The following is an 18,087-nucleotide window of genomic DNA, read 5'->3' as shown; positions in this document are numbered from 1 at the left end:
AAACGATAATTAGGATGGTGCTGAATATGGCAACTTTAAAAGCAAATGAAAGAACCGATTTTAAACGTTCGACGCTTCGGAAAATCCGTCATTCAGGACATGTTCCAGGGATTATATACGGTAAAGAAACAACGAATACGCCTGTCTCTTTAGACAGTGTCGAATTGCTTAAAACATTGCGGGACGAAGGAAAAAACACGATTATCACAATTGATGTCAACGGAAATCAGCAATCGGTTATGGTGACTGATCTTCAGACAGACCCGCTCAAAAACGAATTGACGCACGCCGATTTTCAAGTCGTGAATATGAGTGAGGAGCTGGAGGCCGAGGTGCCGATTCAGCTGACGGGAGAGGCGAAGGGAGTCAAAGACGGAGGCGTCATCCAGCAGCCGCTGCATGAGCTTTCGATCAAGGCTAAGCCGAAGGACATCCCTCAGACAATCAATGTTGATATTTCCGGGCTTGAAATGAATGATGTGCTGACCATCGCAGATCTGACTGCTGACGGCAATTATACATTTACAAACGACCCGGAAGAAGTCGTGGCTTCCATCCTTCCTCCTAAGCAGGAAGCATTCGAAGAAGATGCAGAACCGTCTCCTGGGGAAGAGCCCGAAGGAGAAAATCAATAAGCGCTTTAAGACGTAACCCGCCCGAGGTTACGTCTTTTGTGCTAGAATGAGAAGAATTACAGCGATGTTGAGGGAGGATTTACGATGCTTGTGATTGCCGGTCTCGGTAACCCCGGGAAAACCTATGAGAACACGAGACATAATGTCGGCTTTATGGCCATTGACGAGCTTTCTAAAGAATGGAATATTGAATTGAATAAAACGAAATTCAACGGACTTTACGGAATCGGTTTTGTTTCCGGAAAAAAAGTTCTACTTGTTAAACCGCTTACATATATGAATTTATCAGGGGAATGTTTGCGGCCGCTACTGGATTATTATGATGCCGATCATGAAGATCTGAAAGTCATATACGATGACCTTGATCTTCCGACGGGAAAAATCAGGCTCCGGACGAAGGGGAGCGCAGGCGGACATAACGGAATTAAATCGCTTATACAGCACCTCGGAACCCCTGAATTTGACCGGGTCAGAATCGGAATCGGCCGCCCCGTCAACGGAATGAAAGTCGTTGACTATGTACTGGGAGCTTTTACGAAGGAAGAAGCGCCGCATATCAATGATGCCGTCTCAAAAACCGTAAAAGCCTGCGAAGCTTCCTTAACGAAACCATTTTTAGAAGTCATGAACGAATTTAATGCAAATGTATAAGATAAATAATGGGAGACCATACTAGGGAAAAATGATTTTTTCACATCAGGAGGTCCAACGTATGGCTTTGCATTATTTCTGCCGCCACTGCGGCTTTAAGGTAGGGAGCCTGGAATATTCGACGGTGCCGACACAGTCACTTGGATTTCAGCACTTAACAAATGAGGAAAGAAACGATATGATTTCATATAAAGACAATGGAGATGTCCATGTTCTTACAATTTGTGAAGACTGCCAAGAGGCGCTGGAGCGCAATCCGCACTACCATGAACACAACACATTTATTCAATAAGAAGCTTTGGTGTAGATTCTAGACCAAAGCGTTTTTCTGTTCTTGCAGAAAATAGAGAGGAGGGCCCATATGGACAACATTCAAACCTTTATTAAAGAAAGCGATGATTTTAAATCCATTGTCAACGGTTTACATGAGGGGCTGAAGGAACAGCTGCTTGCGGGTCTGTCAGGTTCCGCGCGTTCTGTTTTTACCTCCGCCCTTGCACAGGAAACGAAAAGGCCGATTTTCTTTATCACCCATAATTTATATCAGGCCCAAAAAGTGACGGAAGATCTGACGGCGCTACTCGGGGATCAATCTGTTTTTTTATACCCCGTGAATGAATTGATTTCTTCAGAAATTGCGGTAGCGAGCCCTGAACTGCGCGCTCAGCGGCTTGATGTCATTAATAGATTAACAAACGGAGAAGCGCCGGTCGTTGTGGCGCCCGTGGCGGCAGTGAGAAGAATGCTTCCGCCGAAGGAGCTGTGGAAAAGCAGCCAGCTCGTCATTTCACTCGGAGACGAAATAGAACCGGATCAGCTGTCCGCGCGCCTTGTAGAGGTGGGGTATGAGCGTTCCGACATGGTTTCTGCACCCGGTGAATTCAGTATTCGCGGCGGAATTATCGACATTTATCCGCTGACGTCGGAGCATCCGGTGCGAATTGAACTGTTTGATACGGAGGTCGATTCCATCAGAAGCTTCAATTCTGATGACCAGAGATCAATTGAGACGCTCAAACATGTGGCGATCGGACCGGCGAAGGAATTGATCATCAGGGCGGAAGAAAAAGCCCGGGCGATGGAAAGGCTCGATAAAGGGCTTGCCGACAGTCTGAAAAAGCTGAAGCAGGACAAACAAAAGGAAATGCTTCATATCAATATCTCACATGATAAAGAACGGTTATCAACGGGACAGACTGATCAGGAACTTGTGAAGTATCTCTCGTACTTTTACGAAAAACCTGCTAGTTTGCTAGATTATACACCGGCAGACACGTTGTTACTGTTAGACGAGGTCAGCCGCATTCATGAAATGGAGGATCAGCTGCAAAAAGAAGAGGCCGAATTTACGACAAGTCTGCTCGAGGAAGGGAAAATTCTGCATGACATTCATTTATCCTTCAGCTTTCAGGAGCTTATGAGCGAAAAGCGGCGCCCGGCTATTTATTATTCATTATTTTTGCGTCATGTCCAGCATACAAGCCCTCAGAATATCGTGAATGTGACAAGCCGGCAGATGCAGAGTTTTCACGGGCAGATGAATGTGCTCGCAGGTGAAATGGAGCGCTTTAAGAAATCAAACTTCACCGTCGTCTTTTTAGGCGCAAATAAGGACAGAACCGACAGATTGGCATCCGTGCTGGCTGATTACGAAATTGAAGCCGCAAAAACGGACAGCTCCAAAGCGCTTGTGCAAGGACAGGTCTATGTCATGGAAGGCGAGCTGCAATCCGGTTTTGAACTGCCGCTGATGAAGCTGGCCGTCATTACGGAGGAAGAGCTGTTCAAAAACCGAATCAAGAAAAAGCCGAGAAAGCAGAAGCTGACAAATGCCGAACGGATCAAAAGCTATTCCGAGCTTCAGGTCGGTGACTATGTCGTCCACGTCAACCACGGGATCGGTAAGTATTTGGGGATCGAAACACTAGAAATCAAAGGCATTCATAAAGATTACCTCAACATTCATTATCAGGGCAGCGATAAGCTGTACGTCCCTGTAGAACAAATCGACCAGGTGCAGAAGTACGTCGGCTCTGAAGGAAAAGAACCGAAGCTTTATAAACTGGGCGGCAGTGAATGGAAACGGGTGAAGAAAAAAGTTGAAAACTCCGTTCAGGATATTGCCGATGATCTGATTAAGCTTTATGCGGAACGGGAAGCAAGCAAGGGCTATGCGTTCTCGCCGGATCATGAAATGCAGCGGCAGTTCGAATCTGCTTTCCCTTATCAGGAAACAGAGGACCAGCTCCGTTCCATTCAGGAGATTAAAAAGGATATGGAAAGAGAGCGCCCGATGGACCGTTTGCTTTGCGGTGATGTGGGTTACGGGAAGACGGAGGTAGCCATCCGAGCGGCCTTTAAAGCGATCGCAGACGGAAAGCAGGTCGCGCTTCTTGTGCCGACGACAATACTCGCGCAGCAGCATTATGAAACCATTATGGAGCGTTTCCAGGACTATCCGATTAACATCGGTCTTCTCAGCCGATTCAGAACGAGAAAAGAATCCAATGAAACGATTAAAGGCCTGAAAAACGGAACGGTAGACATCGTAATCGGAACCCACAGGCTCTTATCTAAAGACGTCGTCTATAAAGATCTCGGCTTGCTCATCATTGATGAAGAGCAGCGCTTTGGCGTAACGCATAAGGAAAAAATCAAACAGATCAAAGCCAATGTCGATGTGCTGACTCTTACAGCGACGCCGATACCGCGCACGCTTCATATGTCCATGCTCGGTGTGCGGGACTTATCTGTTATTGAAACGCCGCCGGAAAACCGTTTCCCTGTTCAGACATATGTCGTGGAATACAACGGCGCGCTTGTGCGGGAAGCCATCGAAAGAGAACTGGCGCGCGGAGGACAGGTATATTTCTTGTACAACCGCGTGGATGACATCGAGCGGAAGGCTGATGAAATTTCCATGCTTGTTCCCGATGCGAAAGTGGCATATGCCCACGGAAAAATGACCGAAAATGAATTGGAAAGCGTCATGCTCAATTTTCTGGAAGGGGAATCAGACGTCCTTGTCAGCACGACTATTATTGAGACAGGCGTAGATATACCAAATGTCAATACCTTGATTGTGTTCGACGGAGACAAAATGGGGCTGTCTCAGCTGTATCAGCTGAGAGGACGGGTCGGCCGTTCCAACCGCGTCGCTTATGCGTATTTTACGTACCGCAGAGACAAAGTGCTCACTGAGGTGGCGGAAAAACGGCTGCAGGCGATTAAAGAATTTACCGAGCTGGGATCAGGCTTTAAAATCGCCATGCGTGACTTGACGATCAGGGGAGCGGGGAACCTTCTCGGCGCCCAGCAGCACGGCTTTATCGACTCAGTCGGTTTTGACCTGTACTCGCAAATGCTCAAGGAAGCGATTGAAGAGCGGAAAGGCGATATTCCGAAAAGCGAACAGTTTGAGACAGAAATCGATATCGAGCTTGACGCGTATATTCCTGAAAACTATATACAAGACGGCAAGCAAAAAATCGACATGTACAAACGGTTCAGGTCAATCGCCACAATTGAGGAGAAAAATGAGCTTCAAGATGAAATCATCGACAGGTTCGGCAGCTACCCTAAAGAAGTTGAATGGCTGTTTACGGTTGCTGAGATGAAGGTATACGGAAAATATGAACGCGTCGAACTCATCAAGCAGGATAAAGACGCGATCAGATTTACCATTTCTGAAGAGGCCAGCGCACAGATTGACGGTCAGAAATTGTTCGAACTCGGCAATAAATACGGCCGGCAGATCGGACTGGGAATGGAAGGGAAAAAGCTGAAAATCTCAGTACAGACGAAAGGCCGCAAAACGGAAGAGTGGCTGGAGACCGTGCTCGGCATGCTGAAAGGCCTTCAGGATGTGAAGAAAGAAACAATCGCGTCTTCATAAAAATTGTTACTCTCTGGTGTATATTACATTTGATGTGACGGATACTAATTTCAAGCGAGTGGCGGAAGCTACATAAAGTAAAGAGCTTTAGTACTTTCCCTTAAATATCATCACATGAAAGAGAGGCACCAGAGAGATGAAAGCTACAGGTATCGTACGTCGTATTGATGATCTAGGACGGGTCGTCATTCCTAAAGAAATTCGGAGAACACTGCGAATCAGGGAAGGAGACCCGCTTGAAATATTCGTTGACCGCGACGGAGAAGTTATATTGAAAAAATATTCTCCTATCAGTGAGCTTGGCGATTTTGCGAAGGAATATGCAGATGCTTTGTATGACAGTCTCGGCCATTCCGTCTTGATTTGCGACCGTGACGCGTATATTGCCGTTTCAGGCAGTTCGAAAAAAGAATTTCTGAACAAAGCCATCAGCGATTTGCTCGAAAAAACGATGGATCAGCGCAGCTCAGTGGTAGAAAACGACGTGAAGTCCGCGCAGCTTGTTAATGACATTGATGAAGATATGAGCTCCTATACAATAGCTCCGATCGTGGCAAATGGCGATCCTATCGGTGCCGTGGTCATCTTTTCCAAGGAACAGGCACTTGGAGAAGTAGAACATAAAGCAGTAGAAACGGCAGCCAGTTTTTTGGCGAGACAAATGGAGCAGTAGGTCTTATTACCATTATTGAAATAAGAAAACGGAGAAAGAGCAGCTCTTATACAAGTGCTGTTCTTTTTCATATTCATATGTGCTCTCTATCGGTTCGGCCGTTAGGATTGTGATATAATAAGCTCGTTTTATAGACGTAATTTTCTAGCGGCTGGAAGGAGCTTTTGGATGAACGATTCAGTTGGCGCCAAGCGGCAATCGGCATGGAAAGGTGCTTTTGTGCTCGTCGTTGCGGGTATCGTAACGAAGATATTAAGCGCCGTGTACAGGGTTCCTTTTCAGAATATTGTCGGTGACGTCGGATTTTACATTTATCAGCAGGTGTATCCGTTTTTAGGGATCGCGGTCATGCTGTCAACATCCGGTTTTCCGGTTATCATCTCAAAATTAATGAACGATTATAGCGATCAGAAACAAAAAATACTGAAAATTTCCGCCCTTTATGTCGCGGCGGCCGGACTTGTTCTGTTTGCGCTCATGTATGCCGGCGCGGCGCCGTTGGCCGGTTTTATGGGTGACGCCCGCCTTGTGATGCTGATAAGGGTCGCGGCGTTCGCTTTCATACTGTTTCCGTTTACGGCGGTTTTCCGGGGGTATTTCCAAGGCGTGCATGATATGATGCCGTCAGCCTTATCCCAGATTACGGAACAGCTTCTTCGCGTGGCGGTGCTTCTCGGTTTATCCTTCTGGCTTTTGAAAAGCGGCCGTTCATTATACGCGGCTGGTGCGGGGGCGGCCTCGGGATCAATTGCCGGAAGCTTGGCAGCCCTTTGTGTATTGGCTGTTTTCTGGTATAAGCGGGAAGAAACCAAGAAAGACGGCGGACATATCGAAACGGCCGTCATTGTAAAAAAGCTGCTGCTTTATTCAGTCACCATCTGTATCAGCAGTGTACTCATGCTTTTGATTCAGCTTGTAGACGCCTTAAACTTATATTCACTGCTTTCAGACGGGACGGAGAGCCATGCCGCGAAACAGCTGAAAGGCATATATGACCGCGGACAGCCGCTCCTTCAGCTGGGAACCGTGTTTGCCGTCAGTATCGCCGCGTCATTGGTTCCTTCAATTTCAAAAGCGGTGCATGAGAATAAGCCGTTTATCATAAAAGAGAAAGCGACATCAGCCGTCAAGCTCTGCCTTGCGGTAGGGATCGGTGCATCAGCCGGGCTTTTTTGCATTCTAGAGCCGGTGAATATCATGCTTTTCCAAAACAGTGAGGGGACGCAGACCTTACAAATATTCAGCTTATCTATCTTTTTTGCCTCGATTGCGCTTACGGCAGCCGCGATTCTGCAAGGAGCGGGACATACCGTTTTCCCCGCCGTATCCGTTTTGGCGGGAGGGGCGCTGAAATGGGTGCTGAATGTTTGGCTGGTCCCCGGCTGGGGTATTACAGGAGCGGCACTGGCGACCGTCTTGGCATTTGCCGCAGTTGCGTGCCTGAATTTCCGGAGAATTTGGTCGAAGGGCTGGCTGACGAATATCGGCGGCGTGATTGCCCGTCTGTGCTGGTGCAGTCTGCTGATGGTCTTCTTTCTGCTCGTATATATGAAGCTATGGCAGTTATTTGTTCCCGTCAGCAGGGCCGGAGCTGTATGTGAGAGTCTGTCTGCGTCAGTCATCGGAGGGCTATTGTTTATTTATTGTATGATAAGAATGAAGATTTTCACGGACGAAGAGCTGAGCGGCCTTCCTTTCGGCAGTGCTTTAAGCAAATTGAAAAAGAGGAGAGAAAAACATGGCAGGTAACATTACGGTCGTCGGCCTCGGCGCCGGAGACATGGATCAGTTGACAGTGGGCGTACATAAGCTGCTGACTCAGGCGAAGCATTTATATATAAGAACGAAAGACCACCCTTTGATTCCGGAATTAGAGCAAGAGACGGAAGCGGACATTCGGTATTTTGATGATATTTATGAAAAACATGATCAGTTTGAAGCGGTCTATGAAGAGATCGCGGACATTCTGTTTGAAAAAGCGAAGCAAGAGGATGTCGTCTACGCTGTGCCCGGGCATCCGTTTGTCGCTGAGAAAACCGTTCAGCTGTTATTTGAACGCCGGGAAGAACAACAGGCAGCTGTTCATACTGCCGGAGGGCAAAGCTTTTTGGATGCCACTTTTAATGCATTGCGAATTGATCCGATTGAAGGGTTTCAATTTACGGATGCGCAAACAATGACGCCGGATGAGCTCGAACTCCGCCATCACCTGATCATTTGCCAGGTTTATGACCAAATGACGGCCTCTGAGGTCAAGCTGACGCTTATGGAGAAATTGCCTGACGACTATGAAGTGGTCATCGTCACGGCAGCCGGAAGCAAGGGAGAAAAGATGACCAAGGTGCCTTTGTTTGAGCTTGACCGCAATGTAGAAATAAATAACTTAACAAGCGTGTATGTTCCGCCGATTAAAAAAGAAGAACTCCTTTACCAGGAATTTTCTGCATTCCGAAGTATTATTCGCGAGCTTCGCGGGCCGAACGGCTGTCCGTGGGATCAAAAGCAGACACACCAGTCATTAAAGAAATATATGATTGAGGAATGCTACGAACTGCTTGAGGCCATTGACGAAGAGGACACGGGTCACATGATAGAAGAACTCGGGGACGTCATGCTTCAGGTTATGCTGCACGCCCAGATCGGAGAAGACGAGGGGTATTTCTCAATTGATGATGTCATCAGAGACATCAGTGCGAAGATGGTCAGACGGCACCCGCACGTGTTTAAGGATGTTAAGGTTCAGGATGAACATGATGTCGTCGCCAACTGGGAAGAAATCAAAAAGGCGGAAAAGCAAACAACATCCTCTTCATTGCTGGATGCCGTGCCGAAAACACTGCCTTCTCTTGCAAAAGCGGTCAAGCTTCAGAAAAAAGCCGCAAAAACCGGCTTTGACTGGGATGACGTTCAGGATATATGGGATAAAGTAAATGAAGAGCTGAAGGAATTTTCTGCAGAGGCTTCCGCCGAATCAGCAGATGAAATCAGCTTAAAAGCTGAATTCGGCGATGTTTTATTTGCATTGGTCAATATCGGCCGATACTATAAAATTGAGCCTGAGGAAGCGCTCGCCATGACAAATGACAAATTCCGCAGACGCTTTGCTTATATTGAGAAAGAAGCGGCAGCAAAGGGACTTGAATTGACCGCAATGTCACTTGAGGAAATGGACAAATTGTGGGATGAAGCAAAAGAAATGGAGAGGAGATTCTGATATGAGACTTGATAAGTTTTTAAAAGTATCCAGATTAATTAAACGCCGCACATTGGCGAAAGAGGTCGCCGATCAAGGGAGAATCACCGTTAACGGGAATCAGGCGAAAGCCAGCTCAGACGTAAAAGCCGGTGATGAACTGACGGTCCGCTTCGGCCAGAAGCTTGTCACCGTGAAGGTAAACGAATTGAAAGAAACAACGAAAAAAGAAGAAGCCGCGGGCATGTATACAATCGTCAAAGAAGAAAAACTCGGCGAATAGGCTTGTTCTAAACAAGGCTCCCGCCTCATACAATGCAGTAATAATGCTAAAAGTATCGAGGATATGGGGGCTGAATAGATGAATTCATATTATGAGCAAAAAGGTTCTTCTTCTGTTCCGGAACAGCATGATGTAACGATGAAAGGGAGAAAGCATTTAGACATTTCGGGCGTCAAGCATGTAGAAAGTTTTGACAACGAAGAGTTTTTGCTGGAAACGGTTATGGGAATGCTTTCCGTCAGAGGCGAGAACCTGCAGATGAAAAATCTTGATGTGGAAAAAGGGATTGTATCTATAAAAGGCAGGGTGTTCGACCTTGTATATTTAGACGAGCAGCAAGGGGATAAAGCTAAAGGGTTTTTTAGCAAGTTGTTTAAATGACGCTGACCACCCAATTTTATACGATGCTGGCAATGACCGGTATGGGCGCCTGGCTCGGAGCGTCGCTTGATACATACAGGCTGTTTGTCAGCCGCGCCAAAACGGCCAGATGGCTGTTATTCATTCATGACATTCTCTTTTGGATTGTACAAGGTCTGCTGTTTTTCTATGTGCTGCTCAACGTGAATGAAGGGGAACTCAGGGTATACATTTTCTTGGCTGTCTTACTGGGGATTGCGACGTACCAAAGCCTGTTTAAACGAATGTATATAAAAATACTGAAATTTGCCATTCATCTTGCGGTGTCTCTTTACCAATTCGCAAAAAAGCTCATTCAGCACGTGCTGTTCCGTCCGGTGCTTCTGCTCTTTAAGCTGCTCATCGGGCTGATCACGGTTATTTCTTTATACTCCTATCGGGTGAGTGCCTTTTTTGCGAAGTGTCTTTTTAAGATCGTAACGTTTTTGCTGTATCCGCTGTTTTTCCTGTTGAAACAATTATTGAAACTTCTTCCTGAAAAGTGGCGTCTTACTTTCAAACGATATTTTCAAAAAAGTGCAGGATTTTTACAAAAGAGCAAGAAACTAATCATAACAATCAGATCGACCATGATACGTATTTTGAAAAGGTGAAAGGAGGACCGTCTGGTTTGAATCTATCTAGAGAACGTACAATAACTGAAATCCAAAACGACTATAAAGAGCAGGTTGAACGGCAATCCCAGCTTATGAAAAGAAGGCGGAAAGGGCTTTTCAGACGGTTGGTCGTATTCGGCGCCCTTGTGTTGTTGACGGCTATTGTCTTAGCGGGTTCTCTGTGGTCACAGACCTCTTCCCTTAGCGCAAACGAAGAAAAGAAAGCTCAGCTGGAAAAACAAGTGAAAGAATTGAACGCGAAACAGGCTGATTTAAAAGATGAAATTTCCAAATTAAAGGATGAGGATTACGTCACAGAGCTTGCCAGAAGAGACTTGTTTATGTCAGGAAATGGTGAGATACTCTTCAATGTAGAAAAGAAGAGCAAGTAGCCTTGTTGACACTTAAATTTTTATTTAGGTATAATTAAACAAACGATCTTTTTATAAGCCTAAGGAGGAGCACTTTTTTTATGTCGATTGAAGTTGGCAGCAAGTTGCAAGGGAAAATAACAGGTATTACAAATTTCGGAGCATTTGTTGAATTGCCTGGAGGCTCAACCGGTCTCGTTCATATCAGTGAGGTAGCCGATAATTATGTTAAAGACATTAACGAGCATTTAAAAGTCGGCGATCAAGTTGAAGTGAAAGTCATCAACGTTGAAAAAGACGGGAAAATTGGTTTATCAATTAAAAAAGCTAAAGACCGTCCGCAAGCCAGACCTAGAAATGATTTCCGTCCGAAAGAATCTTTTGAACAGAAAATGAACAAGTTTCTTAAAGATAGCGAAGACCGCTTATCATCTTTAAAACGAAACACGGAATCAAAACGTGGAGGGCGCGGAGCAAGAAGAGGATAACTTGCTGCTTTCTATAAATACATGGAGCATCCGTCTATCCCAGCGGGTGCTTTTTTTGTATGCGTCATTATAGTCAGAAAATTAAAACTTCAAAGTTTCTGTTGACGGAATGAAGAAACCTTTGTATTATATAACTTGTGCTTATAAGCATCTTATATGGCGGTGTAGCTCAGCTGGCTAGAGCGTACGGTTCATACCCGTGAGGTCGGGGGTTCGATCCCCTCCGCCGCTACCATATATATCTGGCCCGTTGGTCAAGCGGTTAAGACACCGCCCTTTCACGGCGGTAACACGGGTTCGAATCCCGTACGGGTCATCAAGCGAATCGGCTTCTGTTGCAGAAGCCGATTTTTTCATATTTAGACAACTTTTTGAGAAATGTCGGAGGAAATACGAAAGGAAAGGGGAACAAGGGAGAAAGCGTCGAAGAGTTCTTTGGAATTGTTACCTTCTTTTGACAAAATCCTATCTGGGCTTTCATTTATAATGACAAGCAACGAATAAAACAGGTGGGGGATGAGAGCAATGGAAAAAGCGGAAAGAAGAGTGAACGGGCCGATGGCGGGACAAGCTCTGGAAAAACTGCAATCGTTTTTTGAAAAGGCGGCAAAGCTTACAGTCCATCAAGCGCATTCACTTTTTTTCTATAAGGGTTTCATTTATGTCGTGATCGGTTTTTTACTTGGACGGGCTTTCATATTATCTGAGGTTCTTCCGTTTGCGCTGCCGTTTTTCGGAGCGATGCTTTTGATCAGAAGAGATAAAGCCTTCTATGCTTGTCTGTCTTTACTTGCGGGCGCTTTAACCATTTCGCCGAAACACTCTTTATTGATTCTCACAGCTTTGGCCGTCTTCACTCTATTTTCAAAAATCGGTACATATATCGTGCAGGACCGGGTGAAGATGCTGCCGATCGTGGTGTTTTTCTCTATGGCTGCGGCGAGAATCGGATTTGTTTATTTTGAGAGCGGCGCTTTTACCACCTATGATTATGTGATGGCTGTTGTCGAGGCGGGCCTGGCCTTTATTTTGACGCTGATCTTTTTGCAAAGCCTGCCGATCTTCACGATCAAAAAAGTGAAGCAATCGTTAAAAATAGAAGAAATCATCTGTTTTATGATCTTGATCGCATCCGTTTTAACCGGGCTTGCCGGTGTTTCATTTCAGGGAATGCAGGCTGAACATATCCTGGCCCGCTATGTCGTGCTGAGTTTTTCCTTTGTCGGCGGGGCAAGCATCGGCTGTACGGTCGGTGTGGTGACCGGACTGATCCTCGGGCTTGCGAATATCGGGAATCTCTATCAAATGAGTCTGCTTGCGTTTTCCGGGCTTCTTGGCGGGCTGCTGAAAGAAGGAAAGAAAGCTGGAGCCGCAGTCGGGTTAGTGATCGGCTCACTGCTGATTTCATTATATGGAGAAGGGTCTGCCGGATTAATGACCACTCTTTATGAATCTTTGATTGCCGTTGTTTTGTTTTTGATTACGCCCCAATCGATTACGAAAAAGGTGGCGCGATACATACCGGGCACTGCTGAGCATAGTCAGGAACAGCAGCAGTACGCGAGGAAAATCAGAGATGTCACCGCCCAGAAAGTAGACCAGTTTTCCAATGTGTTTCATGCCTTGTCGGAGAGCTTCGCCACCTTTCATCAGACGTCTTCTGATGAGCAGGCGGAAGAAGGGGAAGTGGATCTCTTTTTAAGCAAAATCACCGAGCATTCCTGCCAATCCTGCTATAAGAAAAGCAAATGCTGGGTTCAAAACTTTGATAAAACATATGACTTAATGAAACAAGTTATGCATGAAACAGAAGAAAAACAGTATGCCTCAAACCGCAGATTAAAAAAGGAGTTTCAACAGCACTGTTCCAAATCCAGACAGGTGGAAGAGCTGATTGAGGACGAACTTGCCCACCATCACGCCCATCTGACACTGAAGAGAAAAGTTCAGGACAGCAGAAGGCTTGTTGCCGAGCAGCTGTTGGGGGTTTCTGAGGTCATGGCGGACTTTTCTCGGGAAATAAAACGGGAGAGGGAGCAGCATTTTATTCAGGAAGAACAAATGATAGAGGCGCTTCAGCATTTCGGAATCGAGATTCAGCATGTCGAGATATACAGCTTGGAGCAGGGCAATATTGATATCGAAATGACAATCCCGTTCAGCGGAGGACACGGCGAGAGTGAGAAAATTATCGCCCCGATGCTGTCTGACATTCTTGAGGAGCAGATACTTGTCAAAAGCGAACAGCACTCGACTCATCCGAATGGCTACAGCCATGTTGCGTTCGGTTCGACCAAGTCGTACCGGGTATCGACAGGCGCGGCTCATGCGGCAAAAGGCGGCGGCCTTGTCTCCGGCGACAGCTACAGCATGATGGAACTGGGGGCGAGAAAATATGCGGCCGCGATCAGTGACGGCATGGGCAATGGGGCGAGGGCCCATTATGAGAGCAATGAAACGATTAAGCTGCTCGAAAAAATTCTCGAATCAGGTATTGATGAAAAAATAGCGATCAAAACGATCAACAGTATTCTGTCTTTACGGACGACAGACGAAATCTACTCAACTCTCGATCTTTCTATCATTGATCTTCAGGATGCAAGCTGCAAATTCTTGAAGGTCGGTTCAACGCCGAGTTTTATCAAGCGGGGAGATCAAGTCATGAAAGTGCAGGCCAGTAATCTGCCGATCGGCATCATCAATGAATTTGATGTGGAGGTTGTAAGTGAACAGTTAAAAGCGGGAGATCTGCTCGTCATGATGAGTGACGGTATTTTTGAAGGGCCGAAGCACGTTGAAAACCACGACCTGTGGATGAAGCGGAAAATGAAAGGGCTGAAAACCGAAGATCCGCAGGAAATCGCTGATATATTAATGGAAGAGGTCATCAGAACGCGTTCCGGCCAAATCGAAGACGATATGACAGTGGTTGTTGTCCGGATTGATCACAACACGCCGAAATGGGCTTCCATACCGGTGCCGGCGGTTTTCCAAAATAAAAAGGAGATTTCTTAATCCATTCGTATAAATCACTTTCCTTCTGGCGAAGATGGGACTAATCGTATCACCGGGAGGAATGTATGTGAATAAGGGACATTTAAATCAAGTTCTGCTGATTACAGATGGCTGCTCCAATCATGGTGAAGACCCGATCGCAATGGCGGCTTTCGCCAAGGAGCAGGGGATTACGGTGAATGTTATAGGAATTATGGAAGAAAACGCGATTGACCAAGAGGCAATGAAGGAAGTTGAAGGCATCGCCATGGCCGGAGGCGGCGTCCATCAAGTTGTGTATGCGTCACAATTGTCTCAGACGGTTCAAATGGTGACGAAAAAAGCAATGACCCAGACGCTGCAAGGTGTCGTCAATCAAGAGCTTAAACAAATCTTAGGGAAAAACGTTGAAATGGAAGAGCTTTCTCCTGAAAAACGCGGAGAAGTGATGGAAGTGGTTGATGAACTCGGCGAAACGGTTCATCTGCAAGTGCTTGTACTGGTTGATACGAGTGCCAGTATGGCGCCGAAACTGCCGACGGTGAAAGAAGCGCTGATCGATCTTTCCATCAGTTTAAATTCCCGGGCCGGGCAAAATGAATTTGCAATGTGTATATTTCCCGGGAAAAGCCAGGAAGTTGAGCTTGTGCTGAATTGGACGCCGAAGCTTGAATCCCTTTCTGCACTCTTTGCGAAGCTGTCGACCGGCGGTATCACCCCTACGGGCCCCGCTATCCGGGAAGCGACGCAGCAGTTTGAGAGAATCCGCTCAAGAAGGAGCATGTTGGCAGATGATGAACGACGCTTTAACGAGTTTGGCATGTAGTCTGGCACCGGGGACGGCAATTCAGGGCAAATGGAACGGCAAATCCTACAGATTGCTCAAACAGCTTGGAAAAGGGGCTAACGGTATTGTATATCTGGCAGAAGCATCAGGCGGACAGGTCGCTTTGAAAATAAGCAGCGACAGCATGTCTGTTACCTCTGAAGTGAATGTCTTAAAATCCTTTTCAAAGGCCCGGTCGCAAACGATGGGGCCTTCTTTTTTTGATGCGGACGACGCGTTTATTCCGCAGCTGAATAAAAATGTCTCTTTTTACGTGATGGAGTACATAGAAGGGCCGCTTCTTCCGCAATATATCAGCAGTAAGGGAGCGGAGTGGATTCCGGTGCTGATGGTGCAGCTTCTTTCCAGCCTGTCAGTCCTTCATCAGCAAGGGTGGGTTTTTGGCGACCTCAAACCGGACAATCTCATTGTAACCGGACCACCGGCTGCCATTCGCTGCATTGATGTAGGGGGAACGACAAAACAGGGCCGCGCGATTAAAGAGTATACGGAGTTTTACGACAGGGGCTATTGGGGGTATGGAACAAGAAAAGCAGAACCATCCTATGACCTGTTTGCTGTCGCAATGATCATGATCCACTGTGTCCAGAAGAAAGAGTGCAAAAAGTCAGTACAGCCGAAAGAACAGCTTCGTTCTATCATTGAAGGCCACCCGTTTCTGAATAAGTATAAGAAGGTTCTGTTTTCTGCTTTAAACGGCCAATATCCGTCTGCGGAAGCCATGAAGCATGACATCCTGACGGCGGGGCAGAGTGCCGGGAGCAAAAGGAAAGCCGCCGCCAAGCCTAAGCCGCCGCAATCAAAACCGCGGCAGGGCACTGTATCTCAAACGCGGTATAAACCTAAACAAAAACCCGCAAAGCACAATGGTTTGTTTGAAACAACACTTATTTTAATCAGCGTTCTCGCCCTTTATTTCGCTTACATCGTCTTTTTTCTCATCTAGTGTCGGCCGGACGCCTGCGCTCATGCTTCTTCTTTGCTTGGAGGGAATGAAAGTGATAGGATATGTATATCTTTAAAAAACCTGCTCATTGTGAGGGGGACATTGTGAAAAGCGTGGAAGATTTTTTCAAAACATATCATCTTCAGGCGGAGGGAGAAACGATTATTGCCGGGGTCTCCGGAGGCCCTGATTCAATGGCGCTTCTCAGTATGCTGAATAAGCACTTCGGGCATTCCTCCGTTATCATAGCGGCGCATGTCGACCATCAGTTCAGGGGTCCTGAATCTGAAGAAGATATGAAGTTTGTGCAGTCATATTGCGAAGCGGAACACATCCTCTGCGAAACGGTACAGATTGATGTTTCTGCATACGCAAAGAAGAATAAGCTGAACAAGCAGGCTGCCGCGCGTGATTGCAGATATCAGTTTTTCGAAGATCTGATGACAAAACACCAAGCGAAGTTTTTGGCGCTGGCTCATCACGGCGATGACCAGGTTGAGACAATGCTCATGAGGCTTGCGAAAGGTACGCTCGGGGCAGGGCTTGCGGGAATGCAGCCCGTCCGCGAATTTGCATCCGGCTGGCTGATCAGGCCTTTCCTCTATGCGGCAAAGGATGAAATCCTTGAATACTGCCGTCAAGAAGGGCTCAGCTACAGAACGGATGAGAGCAATGCAAAAGACGATTATACAAGAAACAGATTCAGAAAGACCGTGCTTCCTTTTTTAAAACATGAATCACCTGACGTTCATAAAATGTTTCAAAAGGTGAGTGAAGCACTGACAGAAGACGAACAATACCTGCAGTCATTAACGAAAGAACGAATGAATAAGGTTATTACAAGCAAGTCTGACACATCGGTTGAAGTCAATTCCTCTCAATTGCTTGCCCTTCCGATACCTTTACAAAGAAGAGGAGTTCAACTAATATTAAACTATCTTTATGAAAACGTTCCATCGTCGTTTTCCGCCCGCCACATACAGCAGTTTCTCGAATGGGCGGAAAATGGAAGCGCCTCGGGAGTGCTTGATTTTCCGAAAGGGCTGAAGGTGGTCAAATCATATCAGACATGTTTGTTTACATTTGAACAATGGCAATGTGAAAAAGTTCCCTTTGAGCTGCAGCTGCAAGGAGCGGAAGGCGAGACTGCTGTTCTCCCCAACGGCTTTATGATAGAGGTGGCCGATCAGGCTGACCCTCATATCAAAAATGGGAATGCTGTTTTTATGACAAGCAGAAACAAGGTGCAATTTCCTTTAACAATCCGGACGAGAAAAATCGGCGACCGGATCAAACTTAAAGGGATGAATGGCTCGAAAAAGGTGAAAGATATATTTATTGATCATAAACTGCCTCTGCGGGATCGGGACGAATGGCCGATTGTAACGGATGCGAGCGGTGAAATTATCTGGCTGCCTGGCTTGAAAAAATCCATCTTTGACGATCTTGTGATTTCAAACAGTGACCGCATTGTATTACAATATAGACAGCATGAAAAGTGTAGGGGGCAAGCATTAACATGAAACAGGATATCGAAAAAGTGCTGATCTCAGAAGATGAGATCCAGCAGAAAGTAAAACAGCTTGGAGAACAATTAACAAGCGAGTACAGCGACACGTTTCCGTTGGCAATCGGTGTGTTAAAGGGAGCGCTTCCTTTTATGGCTGATCTTATAAAGCATATTGATACATATTTGGAAATGGACTTCATGGATGTATCAAGCTACGGAAATTCCACGGTTTCTTCCGGAGAAGTCAAAATCATCAAAGATTTGGATACATCTGTAGAAGGCCGGGACATCTTAATCATTGAAGATATTATCGACAGTGGGTTAACCTTGAGCTATCTCGTAGAACTCTTCCGATATCGTAAAGCGAAATCAATTAAGATTGTTACCCTGTTGGATAAACCAAGCGGAAGAAAAGCGGACATTAAAGCAGACTTCGTAGGCTTTGAAGTTCCTGACGCGTTTGTTGTGGGTTACGGACTTGATTATGCCGAACGCTATCGCAATCTGCCTTACATCGGAGTATTAAAACCGGCGATTTATGAAAGCTGATCGGCTGCCTGCTTCCGAGATGGTTATCGGTTGTAT

General features: G+C 46.2%; 17 protein-coding genes and 2 tRNA genes. All 19 read left to right on the top strand.

Annotation, left to right across the window (positions count from 1 at the left end):
• The first annotated feature begins 26 nt into the window (after positions 1–26).
• The 19 genes from SB24_RS09435 (at position 27) to hpt (ending at position 18,051) form a co-directional block, all read left to right on the top strand.
• Entirely contained in the window at positions 27–635 is a 609-nt protein-coding gene (locus SB24_RS09435) for a 50S ribosomal protein L25/general stress protein Ctc (RefSeq protein WP_029326252.1), read from the top strand.
• An 84-nt stretch (positions 636–719) separates the two neighbouring features.
• Positions 720–1,286 (top strand): aminoacyl-tRNA hydrolase, encoded by a 567-nt coding sequence (pth, locus tag SB24_RS09430; protein ID WP_015239025.1) that lies wholly within the window; start codon positions 720–722, stop codon positions 1,284–1,286.
• 61 nt (positions 1,287–1,347) lie between these two features.
• On the top strand, positions 1,348–1,578 hold the full coding sequence (locus SB24_RS09425) for an anti-sigma-F factor Fin (RefSeq protein ID WP_004264650.1): 231 nt from the start codon (positions 1,348–1,350) through the stop codon (positions 1,576–1,578).
• 69 nt (positions 1,579–1,647) lie between these two features.
• Positions 1,648–5,181, top strand: coding sequence for a transcription-repair coupling factor (gene mfd / locus SB24_RS09420; RefSeq protein ID WP_025650339.1), 3,534 nt, complete (start codon positions 1,648–1,650; stop codon positions 5,179–5,181).
• 136 nt (positions 5,182–5,317) lie between these two features.
• A complete protein-coding gene (gene spoVT, locus SB24_RS09415) occupies positions 5,318–5,854 on the top strand; it encodes a stage V sporulation protein T (protein ID WP_004264646.1) in 537 nt (178 codons plus the stop codon).
• A 168-nt stretch (positions 5,855–6,022) separates the two neighbouring features.
• Entirely contained in the window at positions 6,023–7,603 is a 1,581-nt protein-coding gene (locus tag SB24_RS09410; RefSeq protein ID WP_039253018.1) for a putative polysaccharide biosynthesis protein, read from the top strand.
• Complete coding sequence (gene mazG / locus SB24_RS09405) at positions 7,593–9,068, top strand: bifunctional methyltransferase/pyrophosphohydrolase YabN (protein WP_039253015.1); 1,476 nt, start codon at positions 7,593–7,595, stop codon at positions 9,066–9,068. The genes SB24_RS09410 and mazG overlap by 11 nt, the downstream gene beginning before the upstream one ends.
• 1 nt (position 9,069) lies before the next feature.
• The gene (locus SB24_RS09400; RefSeq protein WP_007409934.1) at positions 9,070–9,330 is read left to right on the top strand and encodes an RNA-binding S4 domain-containing protein; all 261 of its coding nucleotides are present in this window, start codon (positions 9,070–9,072) and stop codon (positions 9,328–9,330) included.
• 78 nt (positions 9,331–9,408) lie between these two features.
• Positions 9,409–9,711, top strand: a complete 303-nt coding sequence (yabP, locus tag SB24_RS09395) for a sporulation protein YabP (protein WP_004264638.1) — start codon at positions 9,409–9,411, stop codon at positions 9,709–9,711.
• A complete protein-coding gene (gene yabQ, locus SB24_RS09390) occupies positions 9,708–10,343 on the top strand; it encodes a spore cortex biosynthesis protein YabQ (protein ID WP_007409935.1) in 636 nt (211 codons plus the stop codon). Before yabP ends, yabQ begins: the two co-directional genes overlap by 4 nt.
• 17 nt (positions 10,344–10,360) lie before the next feature.
• Complete coding sequence (divIC, locus tag SB24_RS09385; RefSeq protein ID WP_039253011.1) at positions 10,361–10,738, top strand: cell division protein DivIC; 378 nt, start codon at positions 10,361–10,363, stop codon at positions 10,736–10,738.
• A gap of 80 nt (positions 10,739–10,818) precedes the next feature.
• Positions 10,819–11,205, top strand: coding sequence for a S1 domain-containing RNA-binding protein (locus SB24_RS09380; protein ID WP_004264630.1), 387 nt, complete (start codon positions 10,819–10,821; stop codon positions 11,203–11,205).
• Positions 11,206–11,363: 158 nt separating this feature from the next.
• Positions 11,364–11,440 (top strand) — tRNA-Met (locus SB24_RS09375).
• A 9-nt stretch (positions 11,441–11,449) separates the two neighbouring features.
• Positions 11,450–11,521 (top strand) — tRNA-Glu (locus SB24_RS09370).
• Between the two features lie 209 nt (positions 11,522–11,730).
• The gene (gene spoIIE / locus SB24_RS09365; RefSeq protein ID WP_007409936.1) at positions 11,731–14,220 is read left to right on the top strand and encodes a stage II sporulation protein E; all 2,490 of its coding nucleotides are present in this window, start codon (positions 11,731–11,733) and stop codon (positions 14,218–14,220) included.
• 67 nt (positions 14,221–14,287) lie between these two features.
• On the top strand, positions 14,288–15,025 hold the full coding sequence (locus SB24_RS09360) for a vWA domain-containing protein (RefSeq protein WP_004264624.1): 738 nt from the start codon (positions 14,288–14,290) through the stop codon (positions 15,023–15,025).
• Positions 14,991–15,992: a protein kinase domain-containing protein gene (locus SB24_RS09355; RefSeq protein WP_039253007.1), complete on the top strand. Its 1,002-nt coding sequence runs from the start codon at positions 14,991–14,993 to the stop codon at positions 15,990–15,992. Before SB24_RS09360 ends, SB24_RS09355 begins: the two co-directional genes overlap by 35 nt.
• A gap of 104 nt (positions 15,993–16,096) precedes the next feature.
• On the top strand, positions 16,097–17,515 hold the full coding sequence (gene tilS, locus SB24_RS09350) for a tRNA lysidine(34) synthetase TilS (RefSeq protein ID WP_015239029.1): 1,419 nt from the start codon (positions 16,097–16,099) through the stop codon (positions 17,513–17,515).
• Positions 17,512–18,051 (top strand): hypoxanthine phosphoribosyltransferase, encoded by a 540-nt coding sequence (gene hpt / locus SB24_RS09345; protein WP_004264611.1) that lies wholly within the window; start codon positions 17,512–17,514, stop codon positions 18,049–18,051. The genes tilS and hpt overlap by 4 nt, the downstream gene beginning before the upstream one ends.
• Positions 18,052–18,087 lie beyond the last annotated feature (36 nt).

The organism is Bacillus sp. Pc3 (assembly GCF_000815145.1).
In the GTDB taxonomy this organism is placed as follows: domain Bacteria; phylum Bacillota; class Bacilli; order Bacillales; family Bacillaceae; genus Bacillus; species Bacillus velezensis.
Note: the sequence above shows the minus strand (reverse complement) of the source record. Positions and strands in the feature narration are given on the sequence as shown.